19 protein-coding genes and 3 pseudogenes are annotated in these 21,734 nt (G+C 63.4%); 8 read left to right on the forward strand and 14 right to left on the reverse strand.

Going from position 1 to position 21,734, the window contains the following annotated elements:
• The first annotated feature begins 7 nt into the window (after positions 1-7).
• A pseudogene (locus G6N82_RS07935) lies at positions 8-1,445 on the forward strand (glutamate synthase subunit beta).
• 15 nt (positions 1,446-1,460) lie between these two features.
• Here the strand turns inward: G6N82_RS07935 and G6N82_RS07940 are convergent.
• A complete protein-coding gene (locus G6N82_RS07940) occupies positions 1,461-2,246 on the reverse strand; it encodes an enoyl-CoA hydratase (protein WP_165195374.1) in 786 nt (261 codons plus the stop codon).
• Between the two features lie 16 nt (positions 2,247-2,262).
• Complete coding sequence (gene ung / locus G6N82_RS07945) at positions 2,263-2,943, reverse strand: uracil-DNA glycosylase (RefSeq protein WP_165195376.1); 681 nt, start codon at positions 2,941-2,943, stop codon at positions 2,263-2,265.
• Between the two features lie 79 nt (positions 2,944-3,022).
• On the opposite strand from ung, the gene G6N82_RS07950 reads away from it, so the two are divergent.
• Genes G6N82_RS07950 through G6N82_RS07960 form a run of 3 tightly spaced genes read left to right on the forward strand, consistent with a single transcriptional unit; the run spans position 3,023 to position 4,891 of the window.
• Positions 3,023-3,643: a ribonuclease D gene (locus G6N82_RS07950; protein ID WP_165195396.1), complete on the forward strand. Its 621-nt coding sequence runs from the start codon at positions 3,023-3,025 to the stop codon at positions 3,641-3,643.
• Positions 3,644-3,668: 25 nt separating this feature from the next.
• Positions 3,669-4,334 (forward strand): LPS export ABC transporter periplasmic protein LptC, encoded by a 666-nt coding sequence (locus G6N82_RS07955; RefSeq protein WP_165195398.1) that lies wholly within the window; start codon positions 3,669-3,671, stop codon positions 4,332-4,334.
• Positions 4,334-4,891 carry an LptA/OstA family protein gene (locus G6N82_RS07960; RefSeq protein ID WP_165195400.1) on the forward strand — a complete coding sequence of 186 codons (558 nt, stop codon included), beginning with the start codon at positions 4,334-4,336 and terminating at the stop codon, positions 4,889-4,891. The genes G6N82_RS07955 and G6N82_RS07960 overlap by 1 nt, the downstream gene beginning before the upstream one ends.
• Before the next feature lie 8 nt (positions 4,892-4,899).
• Here G6N82_RS07960 and holA read toward each other — a convergent pair whose 3' ends face one another.
• From holA to G6N82_RS07980, 4 genes and pseudogenes are all read right to left on the reverse strand, one after another.
• Complete coding sequence (holA, locus tag G6N82_RS07965; protein WP_165195402.1) at positions 4,900-5,940, reverse strand: DNA polymerase III subunit delta; 1,041 nt, start codon at positions 5,938-5,940, stop codon at positions 4,900-4,902.
• Positions 5,937-6,437 carry an LPS assembly lipoprotein LptE gene (lptE, locus tag G6N82_RS07970; RefSeq protein WP_165195404.1) on the reverse strand — a complete coding sequence of 167 codons (501 nt, stop codon included), beginning with the start codon at positions 6,435-6,437 and terminating at the stop codon, positions 5,937-5,939. The genes holA and lptE overlap by 4 nt, the downstream gene beginning before the upstream one ends.
• Positions 6,437-8,961: pseudogene (gene leuS, locus G6N82_RS07975) on the reverse strand (leucine--tRNA ligase). Before leuS ends, lptE begins: the two are co-directional and overlap by 1 nt.
• Positions 8,962-8,986: 25 nt before the next feature.
• The gene (locus G6N82_RS07980; protein ID WP_165195406.1) at positions 8,987-9,439 is read right to left on the reverse strand and encodes a DUF3576 domain-containing protein; all 453 of its coding nucleotides are present in this window, start codon (positions 9,437-9,439) and stop codon (positions 8,987-8,989) included.
• A 427-nt stretch (positions 9,440-9,866) separates the two neighbouring features.
• Between G6N82_RS07980 and G6N82_RS07985 the strand changes: the two genes are divergently transcribed.
• Complete coding sequence (locus G6N82_RS07985) at positions 9,867-10,619, forward strand: hypothetical protein (protein ID WP_165195408.1); 753 nt, start codon at positions 9,867-9,869, stop codon at positions 10,617-10,619.
• Positions 10,620-10,745: 126 nt separating this feature from the next.
• On the forward strand, positions 10,746-11,468 hold the full coding sequence (gene phbB, locus G6N82_RS07990; RefSeq protein WP_165195410.1) for an acetoacetyl-CoA reductase: 723 nt from the start codon (positions 10,746-10,748) through the stop codon (positions 11,466-11,468).
• 44 nt (positions 11,469-11,512) lie between these two features.
• Here phbB and G6N82_RS07995 read toward each other — a convergent pair whose 3' ends face one another.
• From G6N82_RS07995 to G6N82_RS08005, 3 genes are read right to left on the reverse strand one after another with little or no spacing between them, the layout of a single operon-like run.
• Positions 11,513-12,565 (reverse strand): TIGR00341 family protein, encoded by a 1,053-nt coding sequence (locus G6N82_RS07995; RefSeq protein WP_165195412.1) that lies wholly within the window; start codon positions 12,563-12,565, stop codon positions 11,513-11,515.
• 57 nt (positions 12,566-12,622) lie between these two features.
• Positions 12,623-13,768: a serine hydrolase domain-containing protein gene (locus tag G6N82_RS08000; RefSeq protein WP_165195414.1), complete on the reverse strand. Its 1,146-nt coding sequence runs from the start codon at positions 13,766-13,768 to the stop codon at positions 12,623-12,625.
• 5 nt (positions 13,769-13,773) lie between these two features.
• Positions 13,774-14,523 carry a DUF4019 domain-containing protein gene (locus G6N82_RS08005; RefSeq protein WP_241255037.1) on the reverse strand — a complete coding sequence of 250 codons (750 nt, stop codon included), beginning with the start codon at positions 14,521-14,523 and terminating at the stop codon, positions 13,774-13,776.
• 92 nt (positions 14,524-14,615) lie between these two features.
• Here G6N82_RS08005 and G6N82_RS08010 point away from each other — a divergent pair, with 92 nt between their 5' ends.
• Positions 14,616-14,849, forward strand: coding sequence for a ribbon-helix-helix domain-containing protein (locus tag G6N82_RS08010; protein WP_165195417.1), 234 nt, complete (start codon positions 14,616-14,618; stop codon positions 14,847-14,849).
• Here G6N82_RS08010 and murA read toward each other — a convergent pair.
• Positions 14,846-16,129, reverse strand: a complete 1,284-nt coding sequence (murA, locus tag G6N82_RS08015; protein WP_165195418.1) for a UDP-N-acetylglucosamine 1-carboxyvinyltransferase — start codon at positions 16,127-16,129, stop codon at positions 14,846-14,848. The genes G6N82_RS08010 and murA overlap by 4 nt on opposite strands.
• A 102-nt stretch (positions 16,130-16,231) precedes the next feature.
• On the opposite strand from murA, the gene galU reads away from it, so the two are divergent.
• Positions 16,232-17,116: a UTP--glucose-1-phosphate uridylyltransferase GalU gene (gene galU / locus G6N82_RS08020; RefSeq protein ID WP_165195420.1), complete on the forward strand. Its 885-nt coding sequence runs from the start codon at positions 16,232-16,234 to the stop codon at positions 17,114-17,116.
• Here galU and G6N82_RS08025 read toward each other — a convergent pair.
• The 4 genes and pseudogenes from G6N82_RS08025 to G6N82_RS08040 form a co-directional block, all read right to left on the reverse strand.
• Entirely contained in the window at positions 17,113-18,405 is a 1,293-nt protein-coding gene (locus tag G6N82_RS08025) for a cytochrome P450 (protein ID WP_165195421.1), read from the reverse strand. The two genes, galU and G6N82_RS08025, sit on opposite strands and share 4 nt — an antisense overlap.
• Complete coding sequence (locus G6N82_RS08030; protein ID WP_165195423.1) at positions 18,405-19,943, reverse strand: acyl-CoA synthetase; 1,539 nt, start codon at positions 19,941-19,943, stop codon at positions 18,405-18,407. Before G6N82_RS08030 ends, G6N82_RS08025 begins: the two co-directional genes overlap by 1 nt.
• Positions 19,944-20,086: 143 nt before the next feature.
• The gene (locus G6N82_RS08035; protein WP_165198071.1) at positions 20,087-20,731 is read right to left on the reverse strand and encodes a M23 family metallopeptidase; all 645 of its coding nucleotides are present in this window, start codon (positions 20,729-20,731) and stop codon (positions 20,087-20,089) included.
• Positions 20,732-20,937: 206 nt separating this feature from the next.
• Positions 20,938-21,729 (reverse strand): annotated as a pseudogene (locus G6N82_RS08040) (ferritin-like domain-containing protein).
• Positions 21,730-21,734: the final 5 nt, after the last annotated feature.

Raw genomic sequence — 21,734 nt, forward strand, 5'->3', positions numbered from 1 at the left:
ACAGAATATGGGCAAGGAAACAGGCTTCCTCGAACTTCGATCGGCGGGATCGCGACTATCTCGATCCGAAAGAGCGGGTGCACAATTATCGCGAATTCGTGATCCAGCCGGACGATGCCACGCTGCAGGCGCAGGCGAGCCGCTGCATGAATTGCGGCATCCCCTACTGCCATAACGGCTGCCCGGTGAACAACATCATCCCGGACTGGAACCATCTGGTCTATGAAGGCGACTGGAGAAACGCGCTCGACGTGCTCCATTCGACCAACAACTTCCCCGAATTCACCGGCCGGATCTGCCCCGCTCCGTGCGAGGCGAGCTGCACGCTCAACATCATCGACCAGCCGGTCACGATCAAGTCGATCGAATGCGCGATCGTCGATCGCGGCTGGCAGGAAGGCTGGATCACGCCGCAAGTGCCGGAAAGGAAGACCGGCAAGTCTGTGGCCGTGGTCGGTTCAGGCCCGGCCGGGCTCGCCTGTGCGCAGCAGCTGGCCCGCGCTGGTCATACGGTAACCGTGTTCGAGAAGTCTGACCGGATCGGCGGGCTGCTGCGCTATGGCATCCCCGACTTCAAGATGGAAAAGCACCTCATCAATCGCCGCGCGGTGCAGATGGAGGCCGAAGGGGTCGAATTCAAAACTTCCAAGGAAGTGGGCGTCGATATCTCGTTCAAGAGCCTGCAGGAAAATTACGACGCGGTGGTACTGGCAGGCGGCGCGGAAGACGCGCGCCAGCTGGCAATACCCGGCGCAGAAATGCCGGGCGTGCGCCTGGCGATGGAATTCCTGACGCAGCAGAACAAGCGCAATGCGGGCGATGACGAAGTGCGCGCCGCGCCGCGTGGCAGCCTGCTCGCCACCGGCAAGAAGGTGGTGGTGATCGGCGGCGGTGACACAGGCAGCGACTGCGTCGGCACGTCGAACCGCCAGGGCGCCAAGAGCGTGGTCCAGCTCGAGATCATGCCCAAGCCGCCCGAGAAGGAAGACAAGGCGCTGACCTGGCCCGACTGGCCGCTGAAGCTGCGCACCTCGTCAAGCCACCAGGAAGGGGTCGAGCGCGACTGGGCTGTGCTGACCAAGCGTGTCGTTGGCGATGGCGAGAAGGTAACCGGGCTCGAATGCGTGCGGGTCGAATGGAAAGACGGCCAGATGCAGGAGATTGAGGGCACCACCTTCGTGATCGAGGCTGACCTGATCCTGCTGGCGATGGGCTTCGTCGGCCCGAAAAAGGCCGGATTGCTCGACCAGGCGGGGGTTCAGCTGACCGATCGCGGCAATGTTAGCGCCGACACCAGCAGCTATGCCACCAGCGTCGAAAACGTGTTCGCGTGCGGCGACATGCGGCGCGGGCAATCGCTGGTGGTCTGGGCGATCCGCGAAGGCCGCCAGGCGGCGCGCGCGGTCGACCTGGCGCTCATGGGTGTGAGCGAATTGCCGCGCTGACGGCGGGTCTTCGGTTCAGCCCTGGCCCCGGCCACGCTGCTGCACCGCCGCGCGGCGAGCCTCGACATCTTCCGGCCTGACCTGCGCATTGGCAGCGGATGACAGTTTTGCCTCCAGCGCCAGCCCATCGGCGAAAGTCGCGGCATAGCCGTCGTCGATGAGACGCTTGTAATTGGCTAGGAACGCCGGATCGATCGTCGCCATGTCGGCGGCAATCCTTCTTGCCAGCGGAAGCAATTCTTCCGGCTCAACCACATGGTTGACGAGGCCCCATGCCTGTGCGGTGCGGGCATCGAGGAAGTTGCCCGTGAAGCTCAGTTCCTTGGCGCGGCTGATACCGATCATCCGACTGAGCTTCTGCGACAAGCCCCAGCCCGGATAGATGCCGACGCGCGCATGGGTATCGGCGAAGCGTGCATTGGTACTGGCGATCAGCACATCGCATGCCAGTGCAACTTCGAACCCGCCCGTAATCGCCACACCGTTGATCGCCCCGAGAACCGGCTTGCGGCATTGCTCGATCGCCTTGACCGGGTTCTCCTCGGCCCCCTTGGCATTGGCCGCGCCCAGCGCGCCTTGCTGGCTACCCAGTTCCTTGAGGTCGAGCCCCGCAGTAAAGGCACGCTCACCCGCGCCAGTCAGGATCACGGCGCGCACCGCATCGTCTTCGTTCACTTGGCGCATCACTTGCGCCAGCCGGGCCCGCAGCGCTTTCGATAGTGCGTTCATCGCTTGCGGACGGTTGAGCGTGACCGTGGCTATGCCATCGGCAACCTCCAGCAGGACCGGTTCCTCGCTCATCCCATACCTCCTTGCCTCACCAGTCGATCTTGCCGCGCCCATGGCGCTCGAGAAAGGCGTTGGCCTGGCTGAACGGGCGCGAGCCGAAGAAGCCGCGATGCGCCGACAGCGGGCTGGGGTGCGGGCTTTGCAGCACCAGATGGTGCGATCCGGCGCCCAGCCCGCGCACCCGGCTGGCCTTTTTCTGGGCATGGCTGCCCCACAGGATAAACACCGTCGGCAGGCCTTGCTCTACCACGGCTGCAACACAGGCGTCGGTGATCGCATCCCAGCCGCGCCCGGCATGGCTGCCCGCCTGCCCGGCCTCTACTGTCAGCGTATTGTTCAGCAGCAGCACGCCCTGTGTCGCCCAGCGTTCCAGATTGCCGCTGGGCGGGGAACGCACGCCGATGTCGCTTTCGATTTCCTGGTAGATATTGCGCAGGCTGGGCGGCAGCTGCACCCCGTCGCGCACCGAAAAGGCCAGGCCATGTGCCTGCCCCGGCCCGTGGTAGGGGTCCTGCCCCAGGATCACCACGCGGACCCGGTCGAGCGGCGTCATCGCCAGCGCCGCCAGCCTTTGCCCGCGCGGCGGATAAACCGTCTTCCCGCGATCCTCTTCCTGGCGCAGCCAGCCGCCCAGCTTGCGCGCTTCCGGCGTCGCCAGGGCGGGCTCCAGCGCGGTACGCCAGCTGTCAGGGATCGCTTCGACAGTCATGCGCCGTGTCTAGCCCGCTGCAAACGCCGTAACCACCACCCCTTTCCCTCTTTCCCCAATCGGCCTAATGGCAAAAGCGATGGCTATACATTTTCACGAAGAGGACCTGCCTGCGGGCGTCCTGCAAGGCAACGCGCCGATCGCGGTCGACACCGAAACCATGGGTCTCATCACCCATCGCGACCGGCTGTGCGTGGTACAGCTGAGCGACGGCAGCGGTGACGAGCACCTGGTGCGGTTCGGGCCGAACAGCAGCTATGATGCGCCCAATTTGAAGGCGGTGCTGGGCGATTCGGGGCGCGTGAAGCTCTACCATTATGCCCGTTTCGATCTCGCGGCGATCGAGCATTATCTGGGCGTAATTGCGGCGCCAGTGTTCTGCACCAAGATCGCCAGCAAGCTGGTGCGCACCTATACGGATCGCCACGGGCTGAAGATGCTGGTCGAGGAACTGCTCGGCGAAAACCTGTCCAAAGTACAGCAATCAAGCGACTGGGGCGGACCCGACCTGAGTGATGCTCAGCGCGACTATGCCGCCAGCGACGTGCGTTTCCTGCACCGGTTGCAGGCCGAACTGGTCAAGCGACTCGAGCGCGAAGGACGGATGGACATGGCGCAGGCCTGCTTCGATTTCCTGCCGACCCGCGCCCGGCTTGACCTGGCGGGCTGGCCCGATCGCGACATATTCAGCCACGAGTGATGATCGGGGGACTATAGCTCGCATCATGACCATCCACCCGCGCATCGAAACCAGCGAAGCCAAGGCATTGCGCAGCCAGCGCCAGCATTTTGCGGCACCCGGCGGCTCGCATGACAAGCTCGTGCGGTTCCTGGCGCGGGCACTGCCCATGGCGGTGGGGGTTGTCGCCGCGCTGATGCTGATCACGCCATTGGGGCCGACCAGCGAGGTCAGCTTCCTGCTCGATCGCAACAAGGTGGCGATGATCGACGAGCGACTGGCGGTAAGCAATGCGATGTATCGCGGCGCCGACAATGAAGGGCGCCCCTTTTCGTTGACCGCCGGTGAAGCGGTGCAGCGCTCCAGCGCCGAGGGCATCGTGCGGATGCGCGACCTGGAAGCGCAGATCCTGCTGCGCGACGGCCCGGCCCGGATCAGCGCCGAGGCGGGAACCTATGACATCGAACGCGAAGTGGTGGACGTGATCGGGCCGTTGCGGCTGTCCGCCGCCGATGGCTATGCCATGGTCGCGCGCGGAGTATCGTTCAGCCTGCCCGAGCGTCAGATGGTCGGTGCCGACGGAGTCGAGGGATCGGTGCCTGCCGGGACCTTTTCGGCCGACCGGATGGTGGCAGATATGGACGAACGCCGCATTTCGCTGAAGGGCAATGCCAGGATTACCATGCGCCCGACCGAATTGAGGAAACCCTGATGAATGCTTCGTTGCTCACCACCGCTGCCCGCTCCGCGATTGGCGGCTTTGCCCTGACGCTGCTGGCGCTCGGCGGAATGCAGCTTAACGCGCAGGCGTTTTCGGGCCATGATTCGAGCGCGCCGGTGCAATTCGATGCAGGCGATATCGATGTCGAGGACCGGCAGGATCGCGTCTTGCTGGTCGGTGGTGTCACCGTGCGGCAGGCCAACCTGACAGTCCGCTCACAGCGAATGCTGGTCGATTACAGCGATGCCGGCGATTTCTCGATTGCCCGGATCACCGCCACCGGGGGCGTCAACGTGCAGCGCCGCAACGAGAACGCGCGCGGCGACGTGGCGGTCTATGACATTGAACGGCGGCTGATCACCATGGCCGGCAATGTCGAGCTGCGCCGCGGCGCAGACCGGCTCTCAGGCGGGCGCTTGACGATCGACCTCGCTTCAGGTCGCGCCAGCGTGGATGGGCGCGGGGCAAGCTCCGGTGAAGGATCGACAGGCCGTGTGACCGGCACTTTCACCGTATCGCAGCGTAAGAGCGGCGACACCGAACAGTAACCCTGCCTTTAGCGGCGCGAAGCGAAGCGGGCGATCTCGGTCAGCCCCTGCGCCAGCAGCAATTCCGCCGCCTGGCTATTGGCCAGCAGGTCGCGGTGCAGCTCCATCAGTCTGGGCCCGAGCCGCTCCAGCTTGCGCCGGTGCCAGCACGCCAGCTGGTCGCGAATGTCGCGCTCTTCGCGGAAGAAGATGCCAAGCCGCGCCTTCGCGCCCTTGTCGAGCGCATCGAGCGAACCGCGCGGGCCGAGCTGTGCGGCGATCTGCGCCAGCTGCGCTGCGCGGCGTTCGACGGCGAGGAGCACGCCGACCGGGTTGAGCCCATGTTCGCGCATCCGCCTGAGCTCGCGATCAAGCCGCCCCGTGTCGCCTTTGAGCACGGCATTGACCAGCGGCATGAAGCCATCTTCATCGGTTGCCGCGCCCACCGCCTCGAGATCCTCTGCGGTCAATTGCCGGGGGGCTTGCGGCGAGGCGTCGCAATAGGTTGCAAGTTTGGTGATTTCGGACTGCGCGAGGCGCACGTCGAGGCCTGCCGCGCGGGCAATCCGTTCGGCCAGATCGCCGCCCAGCCTCAGGCCTGCAGCATCGGCCATCTGGCGAACCGATGCGGAAACCGACTGCAGATCGGGCGGCCAGAACATCGCGACCAGCGCGTCCTTGCGCTTTTCGAGAAGCTTGGCGGTCCGCGACTTGTCCGTCGCAGACGTCGCCACCACCAGCACCGGGGCCGCCTCACCCGCGCCCGCCTCGCTCGTGTCGATCAGCGCCTGCAAGGCATCATGCGCCTCGTCCCCACTGGCGCGAACATAGATGTGGCGCTTGTCGCCAAACAACGAGCCTGACCGCGCTTCGTCGCCCAGCAGCGCCGGGTCCTTGCGCAGGTCGGATCCTGACAGTTCGATCCGCTCGCCCGCATCGGGTAGCATCGCCACCAGCGATTGGGCTGCAGCAGCGGCACCGGCTTCATCAGGCCCACAGAAGAAAAAGATACTGCAGTGGTCGGCTGCGCGGCGCGCGGTGGAGGCAAAATCGCGCTGGGTAGCCTTCATTGTGCCTGGCCGGCCTCGCGCAGGGTCAGCGCCACTTGCCGCACCATCCGCTCGGCAACGTCGCGGGCGAGGTTTTCCAGCGCGGTCTGCTCGGCAGCAATCGTGGCATATTCGCTGGAAACCACGTCGATCCCGGCGTCCGAGCCCGCGCTGGCATCGAGCAGGATGGTGCCGCTGGCAAGGTCGACCAGCTGGTATCGGGCGCGCAGGATGCGGAGCTCGCGGCTGATCGTGTCGTCATTGAGCACGCCCAGCGCTTCCAGCGAATCGTCGAGCCGCACCTCCAGCCGATAGCGCGGCGCGGCATCGCTGCCTGTCAGGTGAAGCCGGTCATTCAGCGCGTTGCGCACCAGCCAGCCATCGCGACCAGGGATCGGTGCCACTTCCACCGCCGCCAGTCCCTGCGCCACGGCCGCGCCGCCATTGCCCGCATACATCGGCTGCAGCCCGCAGGCGGCAAGCAGCGTCAGGGCGAGGATGGCAAGCAGCGCGCGCATCAGGTCACAATATTGACCAGCCGGTCCGGAACCACAATGACCTTGCGGATCGGCGCGCCATCGATCGAGCGCTGCACCTTCTCGCTGGCGAGCGCGAGCGCCTCGAGATCCTCTTTCGACGCGCCCTTGGGCGCGGTCAACGTGTCACGCAGCTTGCCCATGTGCTGGATGGCGATGGTGACTTCGTCTTCCACCAGCAGTGCGGGATCGTGCGCCGGCCAGTCCGCTTCCGCGATCAGTCCGCCAAACCCGGCGCGCTGCCAGGCCTCTTCCGCCAGATGGGGCATCATCGGCGAAACCAGCCGCATCAGCCCCGCAATCGCTTCGCTGCGAGCCGCCGAGGAAGGCGCCTTTTCCACCGCTGCGGTGAGCTCGTAAATCCGCGCAACTGCCTTGTTAAAGCTGAGCGCTTCGATGTCGTCGGCCACGGCGGCGATGGTTTGGTGCAGCTTGCGCGACAGGGCCTTGTCCTCACCCGCAGCGCCCGCGTCATGCTCGCCGAACAAGCGCCACAGCCGCTGGACGAAGCGCCAGCAGCCTTCGATCCCGGCTTCGGACCACGGCAGGTCGCGTTCGGGCGGACTGTCGCTCAGCATGAACCAGCGCGCTGCATCCGCCCCGTAACTGTCGATGATGTTGTCCGGGTCGACCGTGTTCTTCTTCGACTTCGACATCTTGATGACGCGGCCGATCTCCACCGGCTGGCCGTCGTCGATCAGCGTCGCGCCATGTCCAGTCCGATCGACCTCTTCGGGCAGGAAATAGACGGTGCGCCCGTCAATCTTTCGCGAATAGGTTTCATGCGTCACCATCCCTTGCGTGAATAGCGAGGCGAAAGGCTCGGCAAAGTCGAGCTGGCCGATGTGCTGCAGCGCGCGGGTCCAGAAGCGGGCGTATAGCAGGTGCAGGATCGCATGCTCGATCCCGCCGATATACTGCTCGACCGGCAGCCATTTGGCGACTTCGTCCCGATCGAACGGCTTGTCCGCCGGCTGGCTGGCAAAGCGCAGGAAATACCACGAACTGTCGACGAAGGTGTCGAGCGTGTCGGTCTCCCGCTCGGCAGCGGCGCCGCATTTCGGGCAGGTCGTGTGCTTCCAGGTTAGATGGCGCAGTAGCGGATTGCCCGGGGTCTTGAAGTCGACATCCTCGGGCAGGGTCACCGGCAGCTGGTCCTTGGGCACCGGCACTACGCCACATGTGCTGCAATGGATGAAGGGGATCGGCGTACCCCAGTAACGCTGGCGACTGACGCCCCAGTCGCGCAGGCGATATTGCGTTTCGCCCCGGCCCCAACCGTCATGCTCGGCCTTCGCTATCACCGCGGCTTTCGCCTCGTCGATCGTCATGCCGTCCATCCATTCGGAATTCACGATCCGGCCCGGCCCGGTATAAGCGACATCGCCGCGAAATTCGCTGGCGGTCTCCTCGCCATCGGCCACGACGCGGGTCACCGGCAGATTGTATTTGCGCGCGAAATCGAGATCGCGCTGGTCATGCGCCGGGCAGCCGAACACCGCGCCGGTCCCGTAATCCATCAGCACGAAATTGGCGACATAGACCGGAAGATGCCAGTGCTTCGCGAGCGGATGCTCGACCGAATAGCCGGTATTGAAGCCCTTTTTTCGGCGGTCTCCAGCTCTGCCGCCGTGGTACCACCGCGCTTGCATTCGGCAATGAACTCGGCAAGCGCAGGCACGTGCTCGGCCTGCGCCTGGGCGAAGGGATGGTCCGCCGCGATCGCGACGAAGCTGGCGCCGAACATGGTGTCGGGGCGAGTCGTAAAGACTTCGATCCCGTGATCGCTGTCAACGAAGCGGAAGGTGCAGCGCAGCCCCTGGCTCTTGCCGATCCAGTTTTCCTGCATCAGCCGGACCTTGTCAGGCCAATCCTCAAGCGAACCCAGTCCTTGTAGCAAATCCTCGTTAAAATCGGTTATCTTGAGGAACCACTGGTTGAGCTTGCGCTTCTCAACCTCTGCGCCGCTGCGCCAGCCCTTGCCGTCGATCACCTGCTCATTGGCGAGCACGGTCATGTCGACCGGGTCCCAATTGACCTCGCTTTCCTTGCGATAGACGAGGCCCGCCTCATAGAGGTCTATGAAGAGCGCCTGTTCATGGCCGTAATATTCGGGGTCGCAAGTGGCGAATTCGCGCGACCAGTCGAGCGCAAAGCCAATGCGCTTGAGTTGCGCTTTCATGTTGGCGATGTTCTCGCGCGTCCAGCCGCCGGGATGGACGCCCTTTTCCATCGCCGCGTTTTCAGCCGGCATGCCGAACGCGTCCCACCCCATCGGGTGCAGCACTTCATAGCCGCGCATCTTCTTGTAGCGCGCCAGCACGTCGCCCATGGTGTAGTTGCGGACATGCCCCATGTGGATGCGCCCCGAAGGATAGGGGAACATCTCCAGCACGAAGCTCTTGGGTTTGTTGCTGGATGAATCGGCATGGAAGGTGCCGGCCTCTTCCCAGGCACGCTGCCAGCGGCCGTCAGCCTTGGACGGATCGAAACGCGTATCGGTCATAAGCAACCCGTTAGGGCTAAAGTGGTCAGGAAGCGAGCGTCTGGCGGCGGAGTTCGCGGGCCTTCGTCAAAATAATGTCCTCAAGCTTCTGCACGGTCGCAGCCTGGACCGGCGCTTCTACCCAGCCACCACCTTGTGCAACCTGGCGGCTGGCCACCACGCGCAGCGCATCTGCACGCAGATCGGTATCGAGGATCGTCACTGTCACCTTGACGCGTTCATTGGGGTTCGTCGGGTTGGCGTACCAGTCCGTCACGATGACCCCGCCGGCGCTGTCAGCCTGCAACAGCGGCGCGAAAGCCACGGTGTCCAGCGCGGCGCGCCACAGGTAGGAATTGACCCCGATGGTGTTGACCTGCGCAGCCGCAAGGTCTGCACGGGGTCGCTCACGTCCACCGCATGCGGCAAGCGTCGCCATGGCCGCGCAGGCAAGCGCGATGCGGACGGGGCGGCGGGTGGCGAAGGTGGTCAGGCTCATTCTTGCTCTCGTCCTCAAGCGGAAATACTGTGTTCGGCTCTATAACCCGCCCAGCGCGCGCGGCAAGGCGTCAAACCGGCCTTGGCTGGCCCATTCCCGCTTTTCTGAGCGGGGTGCGGCTTTATCCACGCTGAACGCGGCCCGCACACCACCCCGCTGAACCTTAGGAAATGGCTTGTAACGAGAGCTTCATGTGTGCCGAATACAACAGTGATGCGACGCTACGTAATGGCGAGGCCGATTACCGTTGCGCAAGCGGCGATGGCGCATCTAAGGTGCACAGGCTGGGAACGAGTCGGCGATAGCCGATCCTACCGGTCAGCGACCGTTCAGTATGGTTGTTTTTAAGTAAACCAGAACCATTTCGGGTTCAGTCAGAATTTCGGATCAGACTTCGATCCATCGGGAAGGAAACAGGACAAAAGCCATGGGACGGAGGCACACAGCAGGTTCGGCGCGCAAGCTGCCCTTGCTGCTGGCTGCGGCCGGGTTGGCATTCGGCGTTCCCACCACCGGCCTGGCTGTTGCTGCATTGGGCGATGGCACGGCGGTTTCCGCTTCGTCGGTATTCCCGATCTTCACGCCCTCTTCGGTCGATCCACAGCTGGCCGAGCGTGTTGCCCGGCGCGGCGACGCATCGGCCATGCGCTTTACCCCTGCGGGCCGCGCGATCAAGCGCGACCGCACGGTAACGGTGGCGGTCCGCGTCGATCATGACACCGCGCGCGCAATCACCGTGCGTCAGGCGCTTGATATGGCACCAGGTGGCGGCGAAGGTCTCGCGGCACTGCCGGTGACGCGTTACAATCTGGGTATCGCGCGTGGCTATCAAAGCTTCAAGCGCCCCGAACCACAGATCGCCCTGTCTGCCAGCGTGCGCGATATCGCCATGCCTGATCTTGCTGCCTTCGAGCCATCGGGTCCGTCTGCAGCTGAAAAGCCGAGCCGGTTCCAGCCGCGGATCGCGCTGGAGGGCGAGCAGCTCGCCGGGCGGTCACCCAACACGCTCGATTCGCTCAGCGCGCAAACGGTTGATGTCGGCGGGGCCTACAGCATCACCCGCAATCTTGACGTTACGGCAGGCGTACGGCTGTCGCAGGAACGCGACCGACTGGGCCCGCTCACCGATTCGGCGCAGGACAGCCAGGCCGTTTACGTCGGGACACAGTTCCGCTTCTAGATCGGGCGTAGCGCTCCTCCCCACCATGAATTCGTATGAGAAAACCCTGCTTCGGCGGGGTTTTTCGTTTCCTTGACGCTACGGCACGGGTAACCGTGATGCAGGAATCCATACGGAGAAAAAATCATGGCGCGCGTTGCAATCGTAACTGGCGGGACCCGGGGGATCGGCGAGGCGATCTGCCAGCGGCTGAAGCGGCAAGGTCACATCGTGATCGCCAATTATGGCGGAAACGACGCCGCTGCGCAGGCCTTTACCGCGGCCACCGGTATCCCGTCCTACAAATGGGATGTGGGCGATCACCAGGCCTGCCTCGATGGCTGTGCCAAGGTCGAAGCAGAGCACGGCCCGATCGACATTGTCGTCAACAACGCCGGGATCACCCGCGACGGCACGCTGCACAAGATGAGTTTCGAGGACTGGAACGAAGTGCTGCGCATCAACCTGGGCGGTTGCTTCAACATGGCCAAGGCGACCTTCCCCGGCATGCGCGAGCGCGGCTGGGGCCGGATCGTCAATATCGGCTCGATCAACGGGCAGGCCGGGCAATATGGCCAGGTGAATTACGCGGCGGCCAAGTCGGGCATCCACGGGTTCACCAAGGCGCTAGCGCAGGAAGGTGCGAAGTTCGGCGTCACCGTGAACGCAATCGCACCCGGCTATATCGACACCGACATGGTCGCCGCCGTACCACCACCGGTGCTGGAAAAGATTGTTGCGAAGATCCCGGTCGGCCGACTCGGCCATGCCGAGGAGATAGCGCGCGGCGTGGCCTTCCTGACCAGCGAAAACGGCGGGTTCATGACCGGCTCGACCATGAGCATCAACGGCGGCCAGCACATGTATTGATGCATCTTTCTTGGGAGGGGCGGCGCGGCATCAACCCGTTGCCCCTAGATCCCCCCGGGCAGATATTCGAGCACTGCCTCCCATGAGCCGAAACCGAGAAATATCCTCCCGGCCATCATCGACAGCAACAACACAAGAATCACGGCCCACAGGGCGAGGATCCCACTGGTCATGCGCCAGCTCTTGGGTGGCAGCCCCTGGACCAGGAACATGGCAATCCCGGCCACATTGACGCACACCAGATTGACCGCAAACAGGAATAGGGCGTTGCCACCAGCGGCTGCAAACCCTGCCCCGGTATAGACCCCAGCTGCCGCCAGCGGCGGAACCAGCGCCACGGCGATCATAACGCCCACCAGCGCGAGTGAAGCTCCGCGGCTGAAGGCCAGCACTCCTGCTGCGCCGCAAGCAAGCGCCAGCGCGACATCCGCCGCATTCACGATCGTACGGCTGCGTAGTTCCGACACCAGCGGATCGATTGGCAAGGCCAGTCCCACGATGCCGCCTGCCACCACGGCACAGGTGCTGCCGATTGCCAGGGTTATCGCGGCTTCGCGACCCAGCGACCGCTTGCCCACAGTCGCAGCCAGCGCCATGCCCATGGTCGGACCCAGAAGCGGGGCGATGATCATCGCGCCAATCACCACCGCCGTCTGCCCTGCGCGCATGCCGAGCGCGGCGATGATCGCGGAGAGTGTGACCGTCAGCAGATAGCTCGGCGTTACATGCAGACTGCCCTCGATATCGTCATAGAGTTCGTCCGTGCTCAGGCGGTCGCGGCTGAAGAAACGTTCCAGCTTCGTCGGTGGGGGCAAGTCTGGATCGATCCGCAGCTCGGTCTCGGCGGTCTCTTCGACGGGAGGCAGCGCCGCTTCGAGCCGCTGGACATAGGCGGAGAAGGAAGGCTCACCGGCAAAATTCTGGTCGAGCTCTTCAAGCAAACGCTCGGTATAGCGCTGCTGAACGATGCAGCTGAATTTCTCCTGCCCGCCAGGCACGCTTTCACGCCAGAAACGGCGACTATGCCGAGCCAGGATTGCCTCTAGCTCCGCTATCCGGTGCTCTGGCAGGTAGATCTGGACCAGTCGTGCCGACATTGCATCCCAACTAGGTTCAAGATCAATTGATCGCATGAACAGAGATAAGCGGCAAGGCTACTTGCTGAAAGCTGTCTTCTCATCCGATCGCCTAGCCTTCCAATCGACATGAAGGAAATCGGCCACGCGGAAACAGGCAGGGCTGTCATTGTTGCCCAGCGTGATCACCGTTTCGTTTGTCGTTTCGTAGCTGCGGATATCCACGCACTGCCCATAAAGCTTGCCGCCGTGGCCCCATCGAAGGTCGCGTGACAGGAATTCGCCGCCATAGCCGGTCGCGAAGAAGCCCAAGCCAAAGCCGTTGACTTGGGGCGTGATCGCCTGCTCGAACAAGGCGCGCGGGACGCCAAGTCGCCCTTCGCGAAGAGAATTCACAAAGCGCAACATGTCGCGCGCATTGAATGACTGTCCGCCCGCAGGCCACCCGCTATCAAGAACTGAGAAGCAATTGGGAATGCGCTCATCGCCGACAGTGATATAGGCTACGGCCTGCGCAGGATTATCGAAGCTGCAGGCCTCATTGGCGTGTGCGGCGTCCATCCCCGCCGGAAGATAAATGTGCTGCTCCACATATGTACGATAGTCTTGGCCTGACAGCACCTCGACCATCCGGCCCAGCAAGATCATGCCGTGATTGCCATAGGCTTGATCGCTGCCAGGGGTGTATGTCGGGGATCGATCATCGTAGAGAGCGACGAAGTCAGCCAATGCCGGTTCGCGCCCCTGCCACGTAAGCGAATCCGGATAGAACAGCGCATCGGCTTCCCCCGCACCAGCAGTGTGAGTCAGCAGTTGGCGCACAGTTGCCTGGCGCATTGCCGGATTGGAGTAGTCCGGCATCACCTCACCCAGCGTCGTTTCGAGGCTCATCTTGCCCGCAGCGATCTGTTGCAGAGTGGCGGTGATCGTGAACATCTTGCCAGCCGACGCAAGATCGAAGCGCGTATCCACCTTCAAAGGGTCGCCCAGTTTCTCGTCACGTGCGCCGTAGGCTCGCTCGAACACCACCTCGCCATGCCGTGCCACCAGAACGACGCCGGAAAAATCGCCGCTCGCTTCGACACCCCGAATATAGGCATCGAAGCGTTCCAGCGCCTCTTTGCTGGCCGGTGGTTCTTCGGCGATTGCTGGCGCAATGGCCAGCACGAGACAGAAACTAGCCAAGGTTGCGTGCATCAGCGGCACAGCATCTTTCTTATCCATCCCGCTTAACCGACCATGACCCCGACCACCTTCCAGACGTCGTCTTCCCATGCCAGCGTCACGGTTTCCACCTGATTGGTACCGTCGGCATAGCTGCTGGCGAATTTGACTACCTGCACCCCATTAGGCGGAGCAGGGACATATTCGTTGACGAACAGATTGCGGGTCAGATTCTTGCCTAACGGCTCGCGCACCTTTTGCGACACCCTGGTCCAAACCTCAAGCGTGTTGGCCTGCCTAAACTGCGCGCCGGTGGCGGCATAGCTATCGACCCAGCGGCTTTCGTCGATCATCTCGAGAAAGCTTTCGGCGGCGCGCGCAGCACCTTGATCGCTGGTTTCTTCTGTTGTGGCGGGGCCGCTCACCGTGACGGTATCGGCCAGGATCAGCGCAGCGGGCAGCAACAGGACAGTAAGCAAGAGAGACATAGCACATACTCCTGTGACAATCAGGGCGAAGCGATGCTTCACCCACCACCCGTTGTAAGCGGTTGCCCCATTGCCTGCGCCGTCCAGAGCCGCTCTTATATCCCCCAAAAGTGTGTCCCCCAACAATTGGGGGGCATCCGCTTCTGCCTCCAGCAGGCGCCTTGCAGCTTCGCGGCTGCTCGATACTCCGAGCTTGCGCCGGGCATCGCGCAACCGTTCGTTGACGGTGTGGACGGACAGACCGAGTTCGCGCGCAGATGACTTGGCGTCGTGCCCGCGCAGCAGCAGGCGAAGCGTCTCCTTCTCCTTGTCGGTCAGTGCATCCACAATCATCACACGGGGTCTAAGGCGCAAGCGGCGATGGCTCTACCCCAAATTTTTCGTATCCGTGGGCAGGGTTGAACGGCTATCGAATAACAATGGCTGCCCCCTATCACCCGCCCGTCAAACGCTCGGTCCAGATCGAAGGCCACAAGACCTCGATCAGCCTTGAGCCGCTGTTCTGGGACATGCTGCGCGACGCCGCTGCAGCGGAAGGGGTCGCGATCAATGCGCTGGTAGCGCGGATCGACGAGGAGCGAATTCGCGCGGCAAACCCATGCGGCCTGGCCGGCGCAATCCGGATCTGGCTGGTCAGCCGAGGTGAAAGCTAGTCGTCGCCAACGCGCTGGATATCCGCGCCCACCAGCTGCAATTTTTCTTCCAGCCGCTCGTACCCGCGATCGAGGTGATAGAGCCGCCGCACAGTCGTCTCGCCTTCGGCAGCGAGCCCTGCCAGAACCAGGCTGAACGACGCGCGAAGATCGGTGGCCATGACTTCCGCGCCGGTGAGACGCTCGACGCCCTTTACGATCGCGGTGCGTCCCTCGGTCTCGATATCGGCCCCCATGCGGCATAGCTCCGGCACGTGCATATAGCGGTTCTCGAAGATAGTTTCCTTGAGCACGCTGGTGCCCTGCGCCTTGCAGAGCAGCGCCATCAGCTGCGCCTGCATGTCAGTGGCGAGGCCGGGATAGGGCGCGGTGGTGAGATTGGTCGCCTTGAGCGGGCCATTGGCGCGAACGCGGATGCCCTTGTTCCCCTCTTCCACTTCGACGCCGATATTGCGTAGCGCGTGGATCGTCGCCGCCATTTCGTCCGCCTTCGCGCCGTCAAGCGTCACCTCGCCACCGGTGATCGCCGCGGCACAGGCATAGGAGCCTGCTTCGATCCGGTCCGCCATCACGCGATAGGTGGCGCCATGCAGCCGCTTGACCCCATGGATGGTAAGATCGGACGTACCGATCCCTTCGATTTCCGCGCCCATCGCCACCAGCAAATTGCACAGATCGACGATCTCTGGCTCGCGCGCGGCGTTGAACAGGCGGCAAGTGCCACTGGCAAGGACCGCCGCCATTACGGCGTTTTCTGTCGCGCCGACGGAGACCACGGGAAAGTCGAATTCGCCGCCGGGCAGGCCGCCATCGGGCGCAATCGCGCGGACGTAACCCTGGGCCAGCTCGATCTGCGCGCCGAAGGCTTCGAGCGCTTTCAAATGCAGGTCAATCGGCCGGTTGCCGATCGCACAGCCGCCCGGCATCGACACGGTCGCTTCGCCCATGCGCGCCAGCATCGGCCCGAGCACCAGGATCGAAGCGCGCATCTTGCGCACGAGGTCGTAGGGCGCGACAGTGGAGGTGATCCGCGGCGCCTCTAGGCTCATCACCCGGCCGAAATCCTCTGGCCGCGTGCCCTGGATCACCGTCGTGATCCCGAACTGGTTCATGAGGTGCTGGAATCCGTCAATATCGGCAAGGCGCGGCAGGTTCCTGAGCGTCAACGGTTCTTCCGTCAGCAAAGCGCAGGGAATCAGGGTGAGCGCGGCATTCTTGGCACCGGAAATAGGGATGGTCCCTTCGAGCCGGTTGCCGCCGCGGATAACGAGTTTGTCCATTAGCGGCATTTAACCCATTCGCCGCGCGCCGCAACTGTCACAGGGCCGCAATCATAGCATCGCAGTTGACGCGAAGAGATTTCGTCTATCTACGACTGGGATATGACCTTGCCCAAACCGATCAAGAAAGCCGTATTCCCGGTTGCCGGGCTTGGCACCCGCTTCCTGCCCGCTACCAAGGCTATCCCCAAGGAAATGCTGGCGATCGTCGACCGGCCACTGATCCAGTACGCCGTGGATGAAGCGCGCGAAGCGGGGATCGAGCAGATGATCTTCGTCACCGGGCGCGGTAAGACGGCGATCGTCGAGCATTTCGACATGGCGTTCGAACTCGAAACCACCATGAGCGGTCGCGGCAAGGATCTGGGTGTGCTCGGGCCGACCCGCGCCACCCCGGGTGACATCATCACAGTGCGCCAGCAGGTGCCGATGGGGCTGGGCCATGCGATCTGGTGCGCCCGCGCAATTGTGGGCGACGAACCGTTCGCGATCTTCCTGCCGGATGAGCTGATGATCGCGCACAAGGATGGCGCCGGGTGCATGAAGCAGATGGTCGATGCCTATCACCAGGTCGGCGGCAATCTGATCAGCGTGCTCGACGTCCCGCGCGAGGAAGTGTCCAGCTACGGCGTGATTGACCCCGGTGCTGAAAACGGCGCGCTGACCGAGGTAAAGGGGCTGGTCGAGAAGCCTCGGCAAGACCAGGCGCCGTCAAACAAGATAATCTCCGGCCGGTACATCCTCCAGCCCGAAGTGATGCGGGTGCTCGAAGCGCAGGAAAAAGGCGCTGGCGGCGAAATTCAGCTGACCGACGCGATGGCGAAGATGATCGGCACCCAGCCGTTCCACGCCGTAACCTTTGACGGCAAGCGCTATGACTGCGGCAGCAAGTTGGGCTTCGTCGAAGCGACGCTGGCGCTGGCGCTGGAGCGCGAGGATATCGGCGCGGACGTGCGGGCGATGGCCACGCGGTTGCTGGCGCGCTAGCTCGCCGCGAATCGCAGCGGCAGGCTTTTGAGCCCACCGACAAAGGTCGAGGTCGCGCGTTTCGGCTCGCCCGCCAGTTCGATACGCTCGATCCGGTCGAGCAGGGTTTCGAACAGTATCTTCATTTCCATCCGCGCCAGGTGCAGGCCAAGGCATTGATGCGCGCCGGCGCCAAAGGCGAGGTGCCGGTTGGGCGAGCGCGCCGCATCGAACTTGCGCGGATTGTCGAACTGCGCCGGATCGTGATTGGCCGCGACATAATTGATCATCAGCCAGTCGCCCGCCCTGATCTGCTGGCCGCCCAGTTCGATATCCTCAGCCGCCGTGCGCATGAAATGCTGCACCGGTGTGGTCCAGCGGATCGCCTCCTCGACGATGCCCGGCAGCAATGACCGGTCCGCCTTGACCCGCGCCCACTGCTCGGGGTCCTGCGCCAGCGCCATCATCGCACCCGCGGTGGAGGCCGAGGTGGTGTCATGCCCGGCGGTCGCGACGATGATATAGTATCCGGCCATGTCGCGCGGTGGCAGCGGCGCCCCATCGACAGTGGCGTTGGCGATGATGCTGGCGAGATCATCACTCGGACGGGCGCGGCGATCGGCGGTGATCCCGGCGAAATAGTCCTCGAAATTCTGCACCGCGCCGGCAACCAGCTGGACGACCATTTCCGGTGTCATCTTGTCGAGCCCGCTGCCCGAAAGATCCTTGTCCTGCCCGCCAAACAGCTGCTGGGTCAGCATCTGCATGCGCGGCTCATCTTCCTCCGGCACGCCCAGGATCTGCATCACCACATGCAGCGGATAGGGGCCCGAGACGAGCTTCACGAAATCCACTTCGGGGCCGGCCGCAATCATCCGGTCGACGGTTCTGGCGGCAATTGCCCGGATCTCCGCTTCGATCCGCTGAAGATTGCGCGGCATGAACCAGTCTTGCGTCAGCCGCCGGTATTTCGGATGGATCGGCGCATCGAACACCACGAGCGAATCGACCAGCATGTTGCTGCCGGTGGCCTTGCGGCTGAATTCGATCGCCTGGCGGAAACTGAACACCACCGGGCGCGGATTGTTGAGGAAAGTCTGGTTGTCCTTCGAAATCCGCATCGCGTCGTCATAGCGGGTTACCAGCCAGAACGGATCGAACAGCTTCCCGTCATCGGGCTCGACCCGCGCCACCGGCGTTTCAATGCGGAGCCGGTCAAACGTATCAAGCAGCCCGTGCCATTCAGCATAGGCATGCGGATCGATCACTTGTCGCGCGATGTCGGGCGGCAGGACTGCCCGGCCCGGCATCAGGCGTTCTCTTTCGCCTTGGCGGCATATTCGTCACGCAGTTCGCGCTTGTAGAGCTTGCCGTTGGCTTCGCGCGGCAGGTCAGGGCGGAAATCGAACAGCCGCGGCATCTTGATCCGTGCCAGCTGCGGTTCGAGGAAGGCGCGCAGTTCCTGCTCCAGCGCTTCACCGGCCTCAGCCATGTCGACCGGCTGGACCACCGCCACCACCTTCTCGCCCAGGTCGGGGTCAGGCGCGCCGATCACTGCCGCATCCATCACCTTGTCATGCGTGACCAGCAGGTTCTCGATCTCCTGCGGGTAGATGTTGACCCCGCCGGAGATGATCATGTGGCTCTTGCGGTCGGTCAGGTAGAGGAAGCCTTCTTCGTCGACATGACCGATATCGCCCAGCGTCATCCAGCCTTTGGGGTGCATGGCTTCGGCGGTTTTTTCCGGGTCCTTATGATAGCTCGGCAGGATCTCGTTTTCAAAATAGATCAAACCGTCCTGGCCAGCGGGCAATTCCTCGCCATCGGGGCCGCAAATATGCAGCTTTCCGTAGATCGCGCGGCCAACCGTTCCGGGATGCGCCAACCAGTCCGGCGAGCGAACCATGGTCATGCCGATGCTTTCCGATCCGGCGTAGTACTCGTTGACGATCGGACCCCACCATTCGATCATCTCGCGCTTGATCTCGACCGGGCAAGGCGCTGCCGCATGCAAAGCGCGCTGATGCGAAGAGAGATCGTATTTCGTGCGGATTTCCGGCGGCAGCTTGAGCATGCGCACGAAGTGCGTCGGCACCCATTGGCTGTCGGTCACGCGGTATTTCTCGATCGCCGCGAGCGCGGCCTCGGGATCGAACTTTTCCATCACCACAATCGTGCCGCCCAGCCGGTGCACCGTCGAACACCAGCCGATCGGCGCCGCATGATAGAGCGGGGCAGGCGAAAGATAGATCATGCTGCCGTCACCCGGCATGCCCGCCCCGAAACTGGCGAGCGCCACCAGCGGCACCGGCGCCTGCGGATCGGGATCCTCAGGCGGCTTGGGCCGGATGCCCTTAGGCCGCCCGGTTGTGCCCGAGGAATAGAGCATCACCACACCGGCGCTTTGATCTACAATTGGCGTGGCAGGCTGGTCCGCGAGCGCTGCCGCGAAATCCTCTTCGCCGCTGCCATCCATCACCAGCACGGGTAGATCCGGGCAGGCGGCGCGCACGGCGGGCATCACGCCAGCGAACGCGCGCGAGGTGATCAGCAGCTTAGCTTCGCTGTCGTGCAGGATATAGGCGATTTCCGGTGCGGTCAGGCGGGTCGAGATTGGCACCAGCAGGGTGCCGGCGCGCTGCGATCCCCAGATCAGCGTGAAATATTCGATCCGGTTTTCCAGCAGCACGGCAAAGGCATCGTCCGGCTTGAAGCCGCGCGCGCGCAATAAATGCGCAAACCGGTTCGCTTCAGCCTCCATTTCGCCAAACGTGATGGTTACTCCGCTTCCGGCCATGATAACGGCGGGATCGTCAGGGCGCGTTTGGGCGTGCTGTATCGGGTGCATCGGTGTCCTCTCTCCTTTGCGAAGAGAAATGGCCGACAGCAGGCGTGGGGACAAGAAAAAAGGCGGCGGGATAACCCGCCGCCATTGTCGGACATCCTCTCCTCTGTCCGAACCCGCTTCCAGGCGGGAAACTCTTGGGCGCCTTACTCGCCGCCCTGACCGCCGTCCGAATCCTGCTGGCCCAGTGCCGCCAAGCGCTGCTGGACCGGAGATTCCACCATATACGGGATTGGATTTACTGCAATACCTGCAATGCGAACTTCGTAATGCAGGTGCGGGCCGGTCGAACGGCCGGTCGATCCGACGTAACCGATGATGTCACCCTTGTTGACCCATTCGCCTTCGGCAACGGCCAGGCGAGACATATGCGCATAACGGGTTTCAAGTTCGGCGCCATGATCGATCTGGACATAGAGGCCGTAGCTGGAAAACCACTCGGCGCGGCCGACGATGCCGTCAGCCGTGGCATAGATCGGCGTGCCGGTCGGCGCGGCAAGGTCGATACCTTTGTGGTTGCGGCGACCGCCGAGAACCGGATGGGTCCGCATGCCGAAATCGCTAGTCAGGCGCGCACCGTCGAGCGGCATACGCGAAGGCACTGAGATGGCCGGGCGGATCGTGCCGGTATTGGGGCCGCGGGTTTCAAGCGCTTCCCAGCTGGCGAACAGTTGGCGGAAGCCCTGATCGCCGGCAACCAGCGAATCGTCCTGAGCTTGGCGCACGGTGTCCGAAATATCGACGGCTGCGGAATTCGTGTTGGCGAGCACCGGGGCGGCCGCAACAGTCATCCAGCCAGCGGCGAGCGCAAGGCCCACCCGCTTGCAATAGTGTGTGAAACGCGATCCGCTCAATGCCTGTTCCTCAACGCAGCCCCTGTTGCGAAGCTGCCATTTTCATTTGCGTTACCCGAAGGAGCTTCTGGCTCCCGCCGTCTGCTTGAGCAGTCCTGAAAACCGACCGCCTTTCTGTGATGCTGGGTTAACCGGCTAAAAATTTACGAAGCAATACCGGCGTAGAAGTCTCGCGACAGACCGGCAGCGAGACGCGCCGAGTCGTTGAACGGTGGCTTAACCGCCCCGCGGAAGTGCCGCAAAACGAGGTCCTGCCAGCATTTTTGCGGAGAATCGCCCGCAGCCGCTGCCCGGGCAAGAAAATGCTTGGTGCCAATCGCAACGTGGCGAATTTCGTCGTCAAGGATCTCGTTGAAGGATTCGCGCTCCGTGCTCGTCACCCTGCGCACGCACGCGTTCAAGCGTAGCCGGCGTGACGTCAAGACCGCGCGCTTCCAGCACCATCGGCACGATTGCGAGCCGGGCGCTGACGTCATGGCGCGTTTCGTGCGCTGCCTGCAATAACCCGCCATGCGCGGGCTGTGCGCCGTAATCGCTGCCCAGGCTGTGCAGTTTGCGGGCTAGCAGCGCAAAGTGCATCGCTTCGTCGGCGGCGACGCCTAGGAAATCCGAAACGAATTCCTTCCCCATTTCCGCGCCGAATCGCCCCGCCATGTCAAACGAGAGGTCGATCGCGACGAATTCGATATGCGCGAGGCTGTGCCACAGGGCGATCCGGCCACGCTCCGACCCGCCCTTGCCGCGCTTGGGCATACGGTTTGGCGGAAGCAACTCGGGCCGGGCGGGACGGGCGGGCTCGTCAGGCATTGCCTCGTCGAAGCTCCACGCCAGTTCCCCCGGCGCCAGCGCCGCGCAACTTCACGCGTGGCGAAGCACTTGGCGCGCGGTTCGCCGGTTAGCAGCGCCGCACGGATGGCGGAGGCGACGCTCTGCATCGCCC

Origin of the sequence: Altererythrobacter sp. BO-6 (genome assembly GCF_011047315.1) — a bacterium.
GTDB lineage: Bacteria > Pseudomonadota > Alphaproteobacteria > Sphingomonadales > Sphingomonadaceae > Erythrobacter.